General features: G+C 71.8%; 13 protein-coding genes, 1 pseudogene and 1 riboswitch. Of the genes and pseudogenes, 8 read left to right on the forward strand and 6 right to left on the reverse strand.

All coding sequences use genetic code 11. From position 1 onward, the window contains the following. Window positions 1–238: 238 nt before the first annotated feature. Complete coding sequence (locus AC13HU_RS13885; RefSeq protein WP_483042145.1) at window positions 239–1,798, forward strand: DUF5691 domain-containing protein; 1,560 nt, start codon at window positions 239–241, stop codon at window positions 1,796–1,798. 153 nt (window positions 1,799–1,951) lie between these two features. Here AC13HU_RS13885 and icmB read toward each other — a convergent pair whose 3' ends face one another. Next, entirely contained in the window at window positions 1,952–2,359 is a 408-nt protein-coding gene (icmB, locus tag AC13HU_RS13890) for a coenzyme B12-dependent isobutyryl CoA mutase small subunit (protein WP_483042146.1), read from the reverse strand. A 362-nt stretch (window positions 2,360–2,721) separates the two neighbouring features. Between icmB and AC13HU_RS13895 the strand changes: the two genes are divergently transcribed. Further along, window positions 2,722–3,693 carry an esterase/lipase family protein gene (locus AC13HU_RS13895; RefSeq protein ID WP_483042147.1) on the forward strand — a complete coding sequence of 324 codons (972 nt, stop codon included), beginning with the start codon at window positions 2,722–2,724 and terminating at the stop codon, window positions 3,691–3,693. A gap of 139 nt (window positions 3,694–3,832) precedes the next feature. After that, complete coding sequence (locus tag AC13HU_RS13900; protein ID WP_483042148.1) at window positions 3,833–5,302, forward strand: M23 family metallopeptidase; 1,470 nt, start codon at window positions 3,833–3,835, stop codon at window positions 5,300–5,302. A 187-nt stretch (window positions 5,303–5,489) separates the two neighbouring features. On the opposite strand, the gene pcrA is transcribed toward AC13HU_RS13900, so the two are convergent. Continuing rightward, window positions 5,490–7,955 (reverse strand): DNA helicase PcrA, encoded by a 2,466-nt coding sequence (gene pcrA, locus AC13HU_RS13905; RefSeq protein ID WP_483042149.1) that lies wholly within the window; start codon window positions 7,953–7,955, stop codon window positions 5,490–5,492. 240 nt (window positions 7,956–8,195) lie between these two features. Here pcrA and AC13HU_RS13910 point away from each other — a divergent pair, with 240 nt between their 5' ends. Together AC13HU_RS13910 and AC13HU_RS13915 are read left to right on the forward strand one after the other, a co-directional pair. After that, window positions 8,196–9,323, forward strand: a complete 1,128-nt coding sequence (locus AC13HU_RS13910; RefSeq protein WP_483042150.1) for a C40 family peptidase — start codon at window positions 8,196–8,198, stop codon at window positions 9,321–9,323. 178 nt (window positions 9,324–9,501) lie between these two features. Further along, window positions 9,502–9,656: riboswitch (cyclic di-AMP (ydaO/yuaA leader) on the forward strand. Window positions 9,657–9,663: 7 nt separating this feature from the next. Further along, a complete protein-coding gene (locus AC13HU_RS13915) occupies window positions 9,664–10,749 on the forward strand; it encodes a C40 family peptidase (protein ID WP_483042151.1) in 1,086 nt (361 codons plus the stop codon). Between the two features lie 136 nt (window positions 10,750–10,885). Here the strand turns inward: AC13HU_RS13915 and AC13HU_RS13920 are convergent, their stop codons facing one another. Then, window positions 10,886–11,650, reverse strand: coding sequence for a class I SAM-dependent methyltransferase (locus tag AC13HU_RS13920; RefSeq protein ID WP_483042152.1), 765 nt, complete (start codon window positions 11,648–11,650; stop codon window positions 10,886–10,888). Beyond that, complete coding sequence (locus tag AC13HU_RS13925) at window positions 11,641–12,000, reverse strand: hypothetical protein (protein WP_483042153.1); 360 nt, start codon at window positions 11,998–12,000, stop codon at window positions 11,641–11,643. Before AC13HU_RS13925 ends, AC13HU_RS13920 begins: the two co-directional genes overlap by 10 nt. A gap of 167 nt (window positions 12,001–12,167) precedes the next feature. Here AC13HU_RS13925 and AC13HU_RS13930 point away from each other — a divergent pair. Next, window positions 12,168–12,308: pseudogene (locus AC13HU_RS13930) on the forward strand (NlpC/P60 family protein); the annotation flags it as partial. A gap of 71 nt (window positions 12,309–12,379) precedes the next feature. Here AC13HU_RS13930 and AC13HU_RS13935 read toward each other — a convergent pair. Together AC13HU_RS13935 and AC13HU_RS13940 are read right to left on the reverse strand one after the other, a co-directional pair. Then, window positions 12,380–13,177 carry a class I SAM-dependent methyltransferase gene (locus AC13HU_RS13935; RefSeq protein WP_483042154.1) on the reverse strand — a complete coding sequence of 266 codons (798 nt, stop codon included), beginning with the start codon at window positions 13,175–13,177 and terminating at the stop codon, window positions 12,380–12,382. Window positions 13,178–13,270: 93 nt separating this feature from the next. After that, window positions 13,271–14,179: a transglutaminase-like domain-containing protein gene (locus AC13HU_RS13940; RefSeq protein ID WP_483042155.1), complete on the reverse strand. Its 909-nt coding sequence runs from the start codon at window positions 14,177–14,179 to the stop codon at window positions 13,271–13,273. 431 nt (window positions 14,180–14,610) lie between these two features. On the opposite strand from AC13HU_RS13940, the gene AC13HU_RS13945 reads away from it, so the two are divergent. Next, on the forward strand, window positions 14,611–15,231 hold the full coding sequence (locus AC13HU_RS13945) for an HAD family hydrolase (protein WP_483042156.1): 621 nt from the start codon (window positions 14,611–14,613) through the stop codon (window positions 15,229–15,231). A 7-nt stretch (window positions 15,232–15,238) separates the two neighbouring features. Then, a partial coding sequence (locus AC13HU_RS13950; RefSeq protein WP_483042157.1) for a MerR family transcriptional regulator occupies window positions 15,239–15,684 on the forward strand: 446 nt, incomplete at its 3' end.

Raw genomic sequence — 15,684 nt, forward strand, 5'->3', positions numbered from 1 at the left:
CACCCCCACCGGGGCGAAGCCGCTCACCGCGTGGTCCCCCTCCTCGCCCACGCCCACGACCGTCCTGCCCTGACAACCACCGCGCGCGAGCCGCGGACCAGGAAGAGCACTGACGACCTGGGGGTAAGAGCACCAAGAGCGCGAAGAGACCCAAGACACCGAAGCACCGGACCCGTTGAGACGTAGGCAGCAAGCAGCAGTCAGCAGGCGCAGGCCGTAGGAAGAGAAGGGGAACCCGATGGGTGGGACGTGGGACGACCTGGTGGGCAGCGCGCTGCTGGGGACGGAGCGGCGCCGACCCTCGGGGGTCGTGGGGGACGCGGCGGAGGCGGCCGTCGGGTTGCTGGACGCCGCCGCGGTCGGCGTGGTGCGGCGGCGGGCCGGGCTGCGACCGGGGGTCGCCGGGGAACGGCCGAAGACGGTGGCGCCCGACCCGCGCCCGGAGTTGCCCGACCCGGCCCGCCGCCGGCTGGAGATGATGCTGACCGAGAACGGCCGGAGCCGGCAGGGCGCGGCGCCCAACCTGCTGGAACTGCTGCCGCAGTGGCTGACGACGGCCCGCGCCCGCGGCTTCGCCGCACCCCCCGCGCTGCTGCCCGCACTCCTGGACATCGCGCGGGCCCGCACGGACCTGCGTGCGGACGCCCTGGCGTTCGCCGGCCCGCGCGCGCTGTGGCTGGCGGAGCTGAACCCGGAGTGGAAGTTCGCACTGCGGGCGGGCGGCGGCGCGGCGGGCGCGGCAACGGCGGCCGGGGACGAGGCGGCAGGCCAACGGCTTTGGGAGGAGGGCCTGTTCGCCGAACGGGTCGCCCTGCTGACCCGGCTGCGCCAGGCCGACCCGGCCGGTGCGCTGGCGCTGCTCGCCTCCACCTGGCGCAGCGAACGCGCCGAGGACCGGCTGATGTTCATGGACACGCTGCGTACGGGCCTTTCACCGGCGGACGAACCGTTCCTGGAGTCCTCGTTGGCGGACCGCAGCCGCAACGTACGCGCCACAGCAGCCGAGTTGCTGTCCGCGCTGCCCGCTTCCGCGCTGGCCGGGCGGATGGCGGCCCGTGCCCGTAGCTGCGTGTCGCTCGGCCCGGACGGCATCACCGTCGAGGCGCCGTACGAGTGCGACGCGGCCATGGAGCGGGACGGGGTGACCGCGAAGCCGCCCAACGGGAGGGGCGAACGCTCCTGGTGGCTGGGCCAGTTGGTGGACGCCGCCCCGCTGCCGAGCTGGCCGGCGCGGTTCGGCGGGCGCTCCCCCGAACAGATCGTCGCCCTCCCGGTGCTGGACGACTGGCAGCCCGACCTGCACGCGGCCTGGTGCCGGGCGGCCGTACGCCAGCGCGACGACGGCTGGGCGCGCGCCCTGCTCGGTGCCCCCTCCGCGCGGGGTGGCCCGGTGACGGCGATCGGCGACCCGGCGAAGCTGCTGGCGATCCTCCCGGCGGAGGAACGGGCCTGCTGGGTCTCCGAGTTCATCTCCGCGCACGGCCTGTCCGAGGCGTTCCAGATGCTCGGGGTGTGCGCGGTGCCGTGGAGCGCGCCGCTCGGCGGTGCGGTGGTCGACGCGCTCGACATCGCGCGGGACGGCGGGAGTTATCCGTGGAGTTTCAGCGGGGTGATGGGGCTTGCCGAGCGCTGCCTCGACCCCGCCGCCACCGAGCAGGTCGCGCTGCTCAGCGCCGCCGCCGAGGAGCCGCCCAACGGCTCGCCCGGGGCAAGTGCGTACTGGTCGGAGGCGTTTCAGCGGCTGACCGGCACGTTGCGCTTGCGCGCGCTGATGGCGGAGGAGTTGGGGGTGGTCTGACCTGCCCCCGGGGTGCCTGGTTGCCGCCGGTCGAGGGACCACCACCAGTGGTGGGCCGGTCGCGCAGTTCCTCCCCCAGAGCTTCGCCGGGGGCACCCCCACCCAGGAGAAGCTCTGGGGGAAAACAGCGCAACGAGGCTCCCGGGGGTCTCGTCAGGCGGCCTGCCCGATGTTCGCCCGGACCCAGGCCACGACATCGCCCGTGGACGTGCCGGGCGTGAAGATCGCGGCGACGCCGAGCTCCGTGAGCGGGGGGATGTCGGCCTCGGGGATGATGCCGCCGCCGAAGACCTTGATGTCGGCGGCGTCGCGCTCGCGGAGGAGTTCGACCACCTTGGCGAAGAGCGTCATGTGGGCGCCGGAGAGGATGGAGAGCCCGATCGCGTCGGCGTCCTCCTGGATCGCGGTGTCCACCACCTGCTCCGGCGTCTGGTGCAGGCCGGTGTAGATGACCTCCATGCCGGCGTCGCGGAGCGCACGCGCGATCACCTTGGCGCCGCGGTCGTGACCGTCGAGCCCCGGCTTGGCGACCACCACGCGGATCGGTCCGGACACTCCCATATCTGCCTCCATGATCATGGGATGCGGCACACCGGGTGCGGTGGTGCAGCGTGGGCGAGCTGTACCGCGTAAACGAACGTTAGCGCCCGCGCGCCGCGCCCGACAGTTTTACGTGGGGCGGGGAGGGGGAAATCACACAGTGGGACACATTCACCAAAGGGTCGGGGCTGCCCACGGCGGCCGGCGAGGGACACGCCGGGAATCGCGGGGACGCCCGGCTCGTTCCTTCGAGAGCCGCAGCCAGGACGCCGCATCACCGCGTATCAAGCCGCAGGGCGCGGCGATGCGGCATCCGCTCCGGCTCCCGCTGAAGGCACCCGGGGTCGATGACGACCCCGGGGCGCCGCGACGGGAGGTGGGCCATGGCAGCCCAGTCCTCGGAAAGCGAGCCGGAGCCGGGGCCGACACCGGAGGAGCCCCCCGGCCACAGTCACCGCAGCCGCATCCCTGGTCACGCTTTGTGGAGCGGCTCGCTGTGGAGCGGGCACAGCGCGGAGCTGGCCAAGGTCGCCGCCATCGACCTGGCCCTGTTCGCCGGGCACCTGCTGCTGTATCCGACCGGCATCCTGCCCGAGCGCATCCCCACGCCACCGCACCCGGCGGACGATCAGGGCCGCCCTGACCACGCGGCCGGCCCGGACGGCGGTTCCGACGGCACCCCCGGCCCCGGACGCACCAGCACCACACCGCTCCCCGGCGAGGGCCGCGGCCAGCCCCCGGTTCTGCTCCTGCACGGCTTCGTGGACAACCGCTCGGCCTTCGCCCTGCTGCGCCGCTCGCTGCTGCGGCACGGCTGGACCCGCGTCCAGGCGCTGAACTACTCCCCGCTGACCGGCGACATCCGCACCGCCGCCGCGATGCTCGGCCCGCACATCGAGCGGGTCTGCGCCGAGTCCGGGCACCCGCAGGTGGACATCGTGGCCCACAGCCTGGGCGGCCTGGTCGCCCGCTACTACGTGCAGCGCCTGGGCGGTGACGCCCGGGTGCGCAACCTGGTCACCATGGGTACCCCGCACTCCGGCACCCGCGCGGTGCCCGCGCTCGCCCCCCACCCGCTGGCCCGCCAGATGCGGCCCGGTTCGCCGGTGCTGGAGGAGTTGGCGGGGCCCGCTCCGGGCTGCCGGACCCGCTTCGTCGCCTTCTGGAGCGACCTCGACGAGTTCATGATCCCGGCCGAGTCGGCGCGCCTCGAACACCCGGACCTTTCCACCGCGAACATCAAGGTGCGCGGCATCGGCCACCTCGCCCTGCCCGTGCACAGCTCGGTGGCCGCCGAAATCAGGCAGGCACTGTCCCGACCGGGTCCGCTGCCCGACGCGATCGACGCCGCATAACGGACACATAACGGTCGAATATCAACCGAACACCGGGCAAGGCGGACGCCAGGTCCGGCCAGAAGATTGTCGGCACCCGGTACGGAGGGCTACAGTCGCCGCTAATTCTCCTGCTGCCTAGGCGAAAGAGAAGCTGGCGGTGAACCAACGTCACCCGTCGGAGTACGCCTCCGACCACGACGCCCACGCGTACGACGCCTACTCCTCGGGCCCCTACCCGACTGTCGGCACCACTTTCGCGGACGACACGACCGGCAGCTACAGCTACGCCCACATCCCGCAGCAGGCCGCCAGGCCGTACGACCAGCAGTACGCCTACGGCTACGACCAGGGCACGGCGCAGCAGCCGCAGCAGCCCGGTTACGACCGGAGCGGGTACGACACCGGCACGTACGCGGTCAGCGACTACGACACGGGCAGTTACGCCACGTACGCCCCGTACGACCAGTACGACCCGTACACCAGCACCACGACGGGCACCGGCACCGCGTACTACGACACCGGTACGTACGACACGGCCGCGTGGCAGACCACCCAGCAGCCGGCCTACCCGCAGCAGCAGGAGTGGGAGTCCGGCGCCTACCCGGCCTACGGGTACGGCTACGGGTACGACAGCAGCGGCGACACCGGCGTCTACGAGCAGGTGTCCGTCCCGTTCGAGGCCCCCGGGGCGTACGAAGCGCCCGCCGGCTACGCCGCCACCGGTTACGGGGCCGGCTACGAGCAGGCCGCGGCGCCGGCCACGGCCACGATGGCGACCGTGTCGCCCGTCGCACCCGGGACTGCGCCCGACGACACCGCGCTGCTCGGCGAGGACTTCACGCTCGGCACGCCCGACGACGAACCCGTACGGCACGACTTCAGCGACGACGAGGTGCCCACCGCCCGCAGCCGCCGCCGGAAGCCGGCCAAGCGCTCGGCGCTGCTGACCGTCGGGGTGCCGTCGGTGGCCGTGATGGGTGTGGCGGCGGTCGGCGCGGCGGCGTTCGGCGGGGTCGGGGTGGCCCAGGACTCCTCGAACACGACGACCGACGAGGCCGCGGGCAAGGCGCCGACCACCCAGCTCGACCGGCAGTTGACCGGGGTGAGCCGGGACGCCGACGACTTCGCCACCCGCGCGAGCCGCTCCCAGGAGCGGGTCGACCTCAAGGACCGGCAGGCCGCGGCGAAGAAGGCCGCGGCCGAGGCGGCGGCCCGCAAGGAGGCGCTGCGGCCGAAGTTCGTGCTGCCGGTGATGCAGAAGGGGCTGAGCGCGTACTTCGGGCAGTCCGGCGAGCGCTGGATGGCGCTGCACACCGGGATCGACTTCCCGGTGCAGCCCGGCACCCCGGTGATGGCCGTGACCGACGGCACCGTGCGCACCCAGTGGAACATTTCCTACGGCAACATGGCGATCGTCACCGCGCCCGACGGCACGGAGACCTGGTACTGCCACCTGAGCAGCACGAAGATCCGCTCCGGCAAGGTCAAGGCCGGGACCGTCATCGCCTACTCGGGCAACACCGGCAACACCACGGGGCCGCACCTCCACCTGGAGGTCCGGCCGCACGGGGGCACCCCGATCGACCCCCTCCCCTGGCTTCTCGCCCACGGGCTGGACCCGAGGTAGACCCGGTACTGCCGGCTGGGGGACCTAGAGCTGAGTGGGTGGCTGGTCGCGCCGTTCTCCCCCAGAGCTTCGCCTGGGTGGGGGTGCCCCCGGCGAAGCCAGGGGGAGTGCCCCCACGCGCCCCTGGATTACTGCGGCTCCTGCTGCGAAAGGAACGTCACACACCCAGGGGCACCCCGGGCACCCCTTAAAGCTTCTGCACCGGGGCGTAGCGCAGCAGCAACTGCTTGGGGCGCTCGTCCCCGAAGTCGATCGTCGCCTTCTCGTCGCCGGGCCGCCCGGTGACCGAGACCACGGTGCCGAGACCGAACTGGTCGTGGGTGACGCGGTCTCCCACGCTCAGCGAGATCACCGGACGGTCCCCGGCGGAGCGCTTCGTGGCGAACCCGCCGGTGCCGGAACGCCCGCGCGCGCCGACGGAGGAGGCGACGGACGCGGCCGCCTTGGAGCCGGCGCCACCGCCGGAGGCCGCCCCGGACTGCCCGGTCCGCTTCCACACTATGAGCGCCTCGGGGATCTCCTCCAGGAAGCGGGAGGGCGGGTTGTAGGAGGGCTGCCCCCAGGCGCTGCGCATCATCGACCGGGTCACGTAGAGCCGTTGGCGGGCGCGGGTGATGCCGACGTAGGCCAGCCGGCGCTCCTCCTCCAGCTCCTTGACCTGCCCGAGGGCGCGCATGTGCGGGAAGACGCCGTCCTCCATGCCGGTGAGGAACACCACCGGGAACTCCAGGCCCTTGGCGGTGTGCAGCGTCATCAGGGTGATCACGCCGCCGGTGTCCTCCTCGCCGTCGGGCGAGTCGGGGATCTGGTCGGAGTCGGCGACCAGGGCGACGCGTTCCAGGAACTCGGCGAGCGAACCGGTCTCCTCGCCCTCCCGCTCCTGCTCGAACTCCAGGGCGACGGCGGCGAGTTCCTGGAGGTTCTCGACGCGGGTCTCGTCCTGCGGGTCGGTGGACGCCTGCAACTCGGCCAGGTAGCCCGTGCGTTCCAGCACCGCTTCCAGGACGACGGCGGGGCCCGCGCCGGACTCCACGACGGTGCGCAGCTCGTCCATGAGGGTGTTGAACCGCTTGACCGCGTTGGCCGAGCGCGCCGCCATGCCGTATGCCTCGTCGACGCGCCGCAGGGCCTGCGGGAAGGAGATCCGCTCGCGCCTGCCGAGCGCGTCGATCATCGCCTCGGCGCGCTCGCCGATGCCGCGCTTGGGCACGTTGAGGATCCGGCGCAGCGGCACGGCGTCCTCGGGGTTGGCGAGGACGCGCAGGTAGGAGAGGACGTCGCGGACCTCGCGGCGCTCGTAGAAGCGGACGCCGCCGACGACCTTGTAGGGCAGGCCGACCCGGATGAAGATCTCTTCGAAGACACGGGACTGGGCGTTGGTGCGGTAGAAGACCGCGACGTCGCCTGGGCGGGCGTCGCCGGCGTCGGTGAGCCGGTCGATCTCCTCGGCGACGTACTGCGCCTCGTCGTGCTCCTGGTCGGCGACGTAGCCGGTGATGACGGGGCCCTCGCCGGACTCGGTCCACAGGTTCTTGGCGCGGCGGCCGGCGTTGCGCTCGATGACGGCGTTGGCGGCGTTGAGGATGTTCTGGGTGGAGCGGTAGTTCTGCTCCAGCAGGATGGTGCGGGCCTGCGGGTAGTCCTCCTCGAACTGGAGGATGTTGCGGATCGTCGCGCCGCGGAAGGCGTAGATCGACTGGTCGGCGTCGCCGACGACGCAGAGTTCGGCGGCATCGTCGCCGGTGCCGACGAGCTCGCGGACCAGGGTGTACTGGGCGTGGTTGGTGTCCTGGTACTCGTCGACCAGGACGTGCCGGAAGCGCCGCCGGTAGTGCTCGGCGACATCGGGGAACGCCTGGAGCAGGTTGACGGTGGTCATGATGATGTCGTCGAAGTCCAGCGCGTTGGCGTCGTGCAGCCGGGCCTGGTACATCGCGTACGCCTCGGCGAGCTTCCGCTCGAACGGGTTCTCCGCCTTGGCGGCGAACGTCTCGTGGTCGACCAGCTCGTTCTTGAGGTTGGAGACCTGGGCGCTGAACGACTTCGGCGGGAACTGCTTGGGGTCGAGGTCCAGGTCACGGCAGACCAGGGCCATCAGCCGGCGCGCGTCGGTGGCGTCGTAGATCGAGAACGACGAGGTGAAGCCGAGCGTCTTGGACTCGCGACGCAGGATCCGCACGCAGGCGCTGTGGAAGGTCGACACCCACATGGCGTTGGCGCGCGGCCCGACCAGTTCCTCGACGCGCTCCTTCATCTCGCCCGCGGCCTTGTTGGTGAAGGTGATGGCGAGGATCGCGCCCGGGTGGACGTCGCGGGCGCCGAGCAGGTGGGCGATGCGGTGGGTGAGCACGCGGGTCTTGCCGGAGCCGGCGCCGGCGACGATGAGCAGCGGCCCGCCGTGGTGCTCGACGGCGGCGCGCTGCTGCTCGTTGAGCCCCACGAGGAGCTGTGCGGGGTCGAGCACGGGACGCGCCGCGCCGTTGCGGTAGTGCGCGTCATGCGCGGGCGGATTGTCGTACCGCCCCTGGAACAGGTCGTGCGGGACGTCCTCGCCGCCGGGACCGTCCTCCGGCGGCGGGGGCTGCTCACCGTCGGAAGGCCCGTGGGCCGCGTCCATACCGGCCAGGAAGTTGTCGTCAAAGAGGCTGCTCATCGCTGTCCGAGTCTAGGCGCCCACACCGACACTCCGGTGCCGTCCGCCGAAGTCGCCGGGCCGGAGGCCCGGGTGCGCGGGTAGCCCGATTGGCACGCTGGGTGACGGTTCCCACGCTTCGGCAAAACATTACGAAAAGGTATCGGGCCTATCGGACATCGCCCTTCCCAGGCGTGCCGGGCGTTGGCTAGCGTGCCGCACCAGCCGGAACCGGCAGCGTCCGAGAGGAGTCCGCCCGCCATGGCGACGCACCGTAAGGCCCGTACCGCGCTACTCAGCACTCCCGGCCCGCGTGCGGCCGTGGGGATCACCACGGCGGCACTGGCCACCGTGACGCTGCTCAGCGAGAGCGCGAGCGCCACCCCCGCTCCCGCCAAGCCCAAGCAGCCGTCGATCAGCGCGGTCAAGAACCAGGTCGACTCCCTCAACCAGCAGGCCGAGGCCGCCACCCAGAAGTACGACCAGGCGCAGGAGCAGACCGACCAGCAGAACACCAAGGTCAACAAGCTGCTCGCGCAGGTCGCCCAGAAGACGCAGAAGCTCAACGACTCGCGGCGCGTGCTGGGCGAGTTCGCGGCGGCGCAGTACCGCAGCGGCGGCGACCTGACCACCACCCGCTACCTGCTGTCGGACAACCCGCAGGACCTCGCCGACGAGATCCACCTGACCGACGTGCTGGGCAAGCGGCAGCACGCGGCGGTCGAGGACTACCAGACCCAGCAGGTCGCGGTCACCCAGCAGCGGATCGAGGCGGCCAAGAGCCTGGCCACGCTGACCGCGAAGCAGGGCCGGCTCAAGTCCGCCAAGCAGGACGTGCAGACGAAGCTCGGCGCCTCGCAGAAACTCCTCAACAGCCTCAACGCACAGGAGAAGAAGCGGCTGGCGGCACTCCAGGCCAAGCAGGAGGCCGAGGCGAAGGAGAAGGCGAAGAAGCTCGCCGCCCAGGAGCAGGCCAACCAGGAGGCCGCCGCGAAGGCCGCCGCGGCCAAGGGCACGAACGCGCCCGTGACATCGGCCAACTCCTCGGCCGCCGAGCAGGCCATCGCCTTCGCCAGGAAGCAGATCGGCAAGCCGTATGTGTGGGGCGCGACCGGCCCGGATTCATACGACTGCTCGGGGCTGACCCAGGCCGCCTACAAGGCCGCCGGGATCGACCTGCCGCGCACCACCTACGACCAGGTGGACGTGGGCACCAGGGTGTCGGAGGCCGACCTCCAGCCAGGCGATCTGATCTTCTTCTTCAGCGACGTCAGCCATGTCGGGCTCTACATCGGCAACGGCGAGATGATCCACGCACCGCACACCGGCACCGTGGTGAAGATCGCACCCATTACCGAGATGCCCTTCTACGGGGCCGTCCGTCCGTAATGGCCCACCCCGACCGTGTCGCCACCACATGATCCTGATGCCCGATAAGACGTTTGACAAAACCCAAGGTCACAAAGCGATTTCGGTCACATTGCAATCCAAACTTCCCAAGAGCCGGTGAAGTTGACTACGGTAGCCCGCTAGGTGGTCCGCCTCCCGTCGGCGACGGTCCGGCAGCGCACCACCTCCGCCTAATCCGGCCGGCGGCCGGAACCGGGGACCCAGAGGCATTTTGGGGTGAATCGGGGCGGACGCGACGAGCGTCCGGACCGTAGGGCGACCTTTCCCGCCCGAACCCGTCAGCTAACCCGGTCGGCGGTACACGGAAGGAGTCGCGTCCTTGGCGTCGCACCGCAAACCGCGTACCCCGATACTCGCGTCGACCGGCACGCGGGCCGCCGTCGGTATCACCACCGCGGCCCTGGCATCGGTCACCTTGATGAGCGAGACCGCGAACGCGGCGCCCGCGAAGCCCTCCATCAAAGAGGTTCAGAAGCAGATCGACTCGCTGAACCAGCAGGCCGAGGTCGCCACGCAGCAGTACGACCAGGCCCAGGAGGACACGGCGACGCAGCGCACCAAGACCAACCAGCTGCTCGCCCAGGTCGCCGACAAGACCCAGCAGATGAACGAGTCCCGGCGGGTGCTGGGCCAGTTCGCCGCCGAGCAGTACCGCACCGGCGGTTTCGGTGCCACCACGCAGCTGCTCTTCTCCGACAACCCGGAGAACTTCCTCTCGCAGAACCACCTGCTGGGCCGGATGACCGCCACGCAGGAGCAGGCGCTCAAGACGTTCAAGATCCAGCAGGAGCAGGCGTCGGTCCAGCGCGCCCAGGCCAGCGCGAGCCTCACGCAGCTGACCAACTCGCAGGGCAAGCTCGCCACGCAGAAGAAGAACCTGCAGACGAAGCTCGCCGCCGCGCAGAAGCTGCTCAACAGCCTCAACGCGGCGCAGAAGGCCAAGCTCGCCTCGATGCAGCCGAAGGCGCCGGCGTCCACGTCCTCGTCCTCTTCGTCCTCTTCGTCGTCCTCGTCGTCCGGCTCCAGCGCGACCTACAAGTACAACGGGCCCGCGTCCGGCCGCGCCGCCGCCGCGATCCAGTTCGCGCTCGCCCAACGCGGCAAGCCGTACTACCGCGGCGCCACCGGCCCGGACTCGTACGACTGCTCGGGGCTGACCCTGGCCGCCTATCACGCCGCCGGGATCACCATCGGGCGCACCACCTGGGACCAGGTCAAGGACGGCACCGCGGTCTCCAAGGCCGATCTGCGCCCGGGCGACCTGGTGTTCTTCTACTCCGGTATCAGCCACGTCGGGATCTACATCGGCAACGGCAACATCGTGCACGCCCCGCACACCGGCGCGACGGTCGAGGTCGCCCCGATGGACTGGATGCCGTTCGCGGCGGCCCGCCGCATCGCGTAAGCGGGCGCGGGGGCGTCGCGACGGAAGCTACGTCAGCTACGTCAGCGACATCCGTAGCATCGGCAACGTCAGCGAGTAAGGGCCGGCCTCCAGGAGACCGGCCCTTACTCATGGCCTTCGTGCCCCACCCCACGGCTCAGCCCAGCACCAGCAGGTCCATCCAACTCGTCGCGGGTGCCGCCGGATCGGCTGCGCGCAGTCGCGCCATACCGCGCTCGAAGTCCTCGTCGCTCAGCGCGCGCAGCTTGGAGTCGGTGTCCCGGCGCAGCAGGCCGGCATAATGCCCGAGGCTCGGCGCGCTCTCCTGCGGTACGGCGACCAGTTCCCGCCGTACGAACCCGGCGGCCGCGAAGTCGGCGCAGACGCCGTCCACCGTCCGGTAGCCGTCGATCTCCGCCACCGTCTCGGGGAAGAAGCGGACCCGCAGGTCGCGGTCGGCCCGGCCGGGGAAGAGGTTGCGGATCAGCACCGGCGCGCCGGGCTTCAGGGCGCGGCGCAACTCGCGTGCGGCGGCGGGCAGATCGGGGATGTGGTGCAGCACCGAGCCGAGCCAGGCCGCGTCCGCGCCACCGTCCGGCACCGGCAGCGCGTCGGCCCGGCCGGCCAGGGCCTCGATGCCGGGGCGACCGGGCGTCGCGGGGGTCGCCGGGATGAGCGCGCGCATCGCCTCGGCCGGTTCGACCGCGACGACGTGGACGCCGAACCAGTCGTGCAGCGCGGACGCGAAACCGCCGGTGCCGGCACCGACGTCGAGCACCGCCATGCCGGGCGCGAGCCGGGCCGCCGCCCCGATCGCCGCCCGCCACGCGGCCAGCCCGGCGCGCGGGACCTCTCGGGCCAGCCGGTACTGCTCGGCGGTGGCGCGGTCGTACGAGATGCCGGTCATCGCGGTCAGGTCCACAGCACGGCGATGAAGATGTTGGCGACGGTCAGGCCGCCGACCGCGCCGAAGGAGACCGCGTCGACCTTCTTCTCGTCGCGCTTGACGTAGACCAGCCCCAGGATCACCAGCAGCACGGCCAGTTTGATGCCGAGCTTCACGCTGCTGAGGTGCCGGTCGTCGGCGTGCGCGAGGCCGACCAGCGCCACCCCGGTGACCAGCATCGTGCCGGCCCCGTAGAGCATGCCGGGCACGAACCGCGGCTCCGCGCTGCCCCGTCCCATCGCCTTGAGTTGGGTGAGGAAGCCGCCCAGCAGCGCCGCGATGCCGATGATGTGCAGTCCGACAAAGACATTGATGAGGGTGTCCATGGGCGGGACCCTACGGCGCGTACAGCACCGCACGGCGAGCGGGGTGTCTTACGACCTGGGGGGTAATAGGGAGCGGGCTCGCGCCGCCCCGCGCCCGGATGCGGCGGGTCGCCCGTCGAACGGCGGTCGGGTCCGATCGGCCGCGGCGGAAGGCGGGCAGTCCCGGACCGGTGTTCTTCCACTCCGGTATCTCCCACGTCGGCCGCTGCATCGGCAACGGCGAGATGCCCCACGCCCCGCACCCGGGCGCCCCGGTCCGGATCGCCCCCATCTCCGAGATGCCCTTCGCCGCCGCCACCCGCCCCGCGTGCCCCCGTCGGCGTCAGCGGCCCTGCGCCGCAGGTGAATTGGCGTGCCGTCGGGTCAACGGGCTAACGGGCTAACGGAGTCGGAATACGGCCACGTCGTAGCGCTCCGATACAACGCGTTCGGCATCAGCTTCCCCATCCGCATCCCCATCCGCATCCGCATCCGCATCCGCGGCCAACCGGGCCAGGCCCGCGGCGAATTCGGCCTCGGTGAGGTGGGTGAACTTCGACTGGGGGCGCGTCGCCATCCGCTCGTGGAACGCCCGCAGGCCGGTGGCGACCGGTTCGGCGTGCGAGCCGATCCGTACGACGTCGAACCCGTGGGCCGCGAAGTCCGCGCAGACGTCCGCCTCCGCGGGGAAGCGGCGGCGGTCGACGTCGAGCAGCCGCGGCCAGTAGTCGTAGACGATGGCGTCCAGCCGCTCGCGGAAGGTCGTCCGGACGACCACGACCCCGCCGGGCCGCAGCACCCGGGCCAACTCCCTTGCGCAGGAGCGGCGGTCGGGCAGGTGGTGGATCACCCGCGAGAGCAGGGCGAGGTCGACCGAGCGCGGGCCGAGCGGAATCGCCTCGGCGCGGCCCGCGGCGAAGTGGAGGCCGTCCGGGCGGTCCGCGGCCGGGTGGAGCCGGTGTGCTTCGGCGAGCATCGCGGGAGACGGCTCGACGCCCACCACGAAGCGCGCGTCCGTCGATCGGGCCAGGGCCGCCGCGAACATGCCGGTGCCGGTGCCCACTTCCAGGATGCGCGGCGCCAGGACGGGGGCGCAGTGCGCGATCAGTTCGGCCCAGGCGCGGAGCGAGGCGTCCGGCATGTCGTTGCCCGCGTGATAGGCGCCGGCGAGCCGCCGGTCCTCGTACACCTGGACCATGTGCGTTACCCCTTCAATCCGTTGGCGGCAGGGATCGCCCGTCGCCGGGTCGGCCCGCGTCACGCAGCGTGCCGGCGGTCAGCGTGCCGGCGGTCAGCGCAGGGTGACCTGGCTCGGGCCGTTGAAGGAAGCCAGGGACAGCACGGTCGATGGCGTGCGCAGCCCGTCGTGGTCCGCGAAGAGGGCGCGTGCCTCGGCGAAGGGTACGTCGTCGCCGGTGACGCGGGCGGCGGTGTCGTAGAGGTCGCGGATCTCGTCGGTCAGTTCGTCGTCCGTGTCCGCGCCGGTGCCCCAGACGTCCCACAGCAGGGTCTCGACCTTGTTGAGGGCGGCCAGGTCGAGCCTGACGTTGCCGGCCACGAACCACTCGCCCACCATCGGCCCCTCCGGCAGGTGCAGCCCGAAGGACTTCGGGTCCGCCTCGCCGGCGCGGATGAGCTGCCACGCCTTGCTCGCGACCAGGAACCGGTCCCTGGGCACGTCGGTCGCGTCGAACGGCATCGAGTACCACTCGGAGTCGGCGATCTGGGCGTCGGCCAGCAGCCAGCCGCGCTCGTCGTCCCAGTACTCGGTGACCACGTGGTCGAAGTGGAATCCGTCGTCGCCGAAGTAGTCGGCGAACCCGGAGCGCAGCCGTGCCGGAATGCCGACGTGGCGCAGCAGGGAGACATGCAGGAGGGTGAAGTCGCGGCAGATCCCGACGAACCGGTCGGCGAAATCCCGCCGCTCCACCAGCGGCGCGCCGTTGCGGTTCACCACCAGCCGCAGGATGTCGTCCACGTAGCGGGTCTCCGCGTCGTCGCGCATCCGGTCCTCGGCGATCGGCACCCCGAACTGGCCGCCCTCGACCCGGTGGATCATCACGTCCCGTACCACCCGGGCGAGTTCGCCCGCGTCCCTGGGAAGGTCGGTGTACCAGCCGACCAGCTCGCCGGGGTCGGAGAAGGTGCTCTGCGAGGCGTAGAAGGCGGCTTCCTCTGGGGCGAGGCGGTGTGCAGTCATGGTGGAGCCCCCTGCCTGCGGCACTCAGCCGTGGCGTCGACAATCGGCCAAGCTTTCGAATTGCGATTCGGCGCACCCCACCGTGCCAAAAACCGGCCCGCGCTGTCCAGGGTTTGGGCCGCCCCGGCGGGCGTCGGCGGGCGTCGGGGCCGCGGGCCACTGCCCGTCGGGCCGGAGTCGGTTGGGCCGGAGTCGGTGGGAGTCGGCCGAGGCCGGGCGTCGGCCGGAAGCCGGGAGCCGGGAGCAGAGGGCCGGGGGCCGGGAGCGTAGGGCCCGGGGCAGAAAGGCCGGACCGAGCTGGGCCGGCGTTCCGGCCGCGCCCGGCCCTGCTTGACCTTGCCCCTGGGACAGGGCCCATCGTGGTCGTACCGGCCGCCGACCAGGCCGGTCCCCCGGGCCGCGCCCGGCCAACCATCGGAAGGACCACCGGTATGACCACTGCGTGCCTGATCCTCGACATCGGCGGTGTGCTGGAGCTGACCCCGCGCACCGGCTGGGAAGGCGCCTGGGAACGGCGGCTGGGCCTGCCGGCCGGCGCGCTGGACCGGCGGCTGGAAGCGGTATGGCGGGCAGGCGAGTTCGGCACCATGACCGAGCCGGAGACACAGGCCGCGGTCCGCGCCGAGTTGGGCCTCGACCCGGCGCAGACCGCCGCGTTCTTCGCCGACCTGTGGACGGAGTACCTGGGCGCCCCGAACACCGAACTGATCACGTATGTAAGGGAGTTGCAGGGGCGCTGCACCCTGGGCATCCTCAGCAACAGCTTCGTCGGCGCCCGGGAGCGCGAGGAGAAGCGGTACGGCTTCGCGGCGCTGGTGGGCGACGCGGACGCGGTGGTCTACTCGCACGAGATCGGGTTGTCCAAGCCCGACCCGCGCGCGTTCACGCTGGCCTGCGAGCGGCTGGGGGCGCGCCCGGCGGACTGCCTGTTCGTGGACGACCTGGCGGCGAACGTCGAGGCGGCCGAGGCGATCGGCATGTCCGCGGTGCTGCACACGGACAACGCGACCACGCTGGACCGGATCGCGGCCCACCTCGCGGTCGCGGCCTGACCCGGGCATGGAACTGCTGACCATCGGCGCCTTCGCGAAGGCGAGCCGGCTGTCGCCGAAAGCGCTACGGCTGTACGACGACCTCGGCCTGCTCCCCCCGGCCCGGGTGGACCCGGACACCGGCTACCGCTTCTATGCTCCCGAACAGCTCGACCGGGCCCGGCTGGTGGCGTGGCTGCGCCGGCTGGGCATGCCGCTGGCCCGCATCCAGCGGGTGTGCGCGTGCACCACCCGCGCGGCCGCCGCCCAGGAGGTGCGCGGGTACTGGGCGCAGGTGGAGGCGGAGACGGCCGCACGACGGGACCTCGCCACGTTCCTGCTCGCCCACCTCGACCGCGCGCCGCACGGCGCGCCCGGCACCGGAGCACCCGGGCCTACCGGCTCTCCCGGCCCTCCCGGCTCCCGAGGACCCGGCGCTCCGCACACTCCCGGCACCCGGACACCCAGTATGCC

The organism is Streptomyces sp. NH27, assembly GCF_056859195.1.

Bases quoted from the DNA above. Each gene is read 5' to 3' on its own strand.
- AC13HU_RS13885 (WP_483042145.1), top strand. From the start codon at position 239: ATGGGTGGGACGTGGGACGACCTGGTGGGCAGCGCGCTGCTGGGGACG.
- icmB (WP_483042146.1), bottom strand. From the start codon at position 2,359: ATGGGAGTGTCCGGACCGATCCGCGTGGTGGTCGCCAAGCCGGGGCTC.
- AC13HU_RS13895 (WP_483042147.1), top strand. From the start codon at position 2,722: ATGGCAGCCCAGTCCTCGGAAAGCGAGCCGGAGCCGGGGCCGACACCG.
- pcrA (WP_483042149.1), bottom strand. From the start codon at position 7,955: ATGAGCAGCCTCTTTGACGACAACTTCCTGGCCGGTATGGACGCGGCC.
- AC13HU_RS13910 (WP_483042150.1), top strand. From the start codon at position 8,196: ATGGCGACGCACCGTAAGGCCCGTACCGCGCTACTCAGCACTCCCGGC.
- AC13HU_RS13925 (WP_483042153.1), bottom strand. From the start codon at position 12,000: ATGGACACCCTCATCAATGTCTTTGTCGGACTGCACATCATCGGCATC.
- AC13HU_RS13935 (WP_483042154.1), bottom strand. From the start codon at position 13,177: ATGGTCCAGGTGTACGAGGACCGGCGGCTCGCCGGCGCCTATCACGCG.
- AC13HU_RS13940 (WP_483042155.1), bottom strand. From the start codon at position 14,179: ATGACTGCACACCGCCTCGCCCCAGAGGAAGCCGCCTTCTACGCCTCG.
- AC13HU_RS13945 (WP_483042156.1), top strand. From the start codon at position 14,611: ATGACCACTGCGTGCCTGATCCTCGACATCGGCGGTGTGCTGGAGCTG.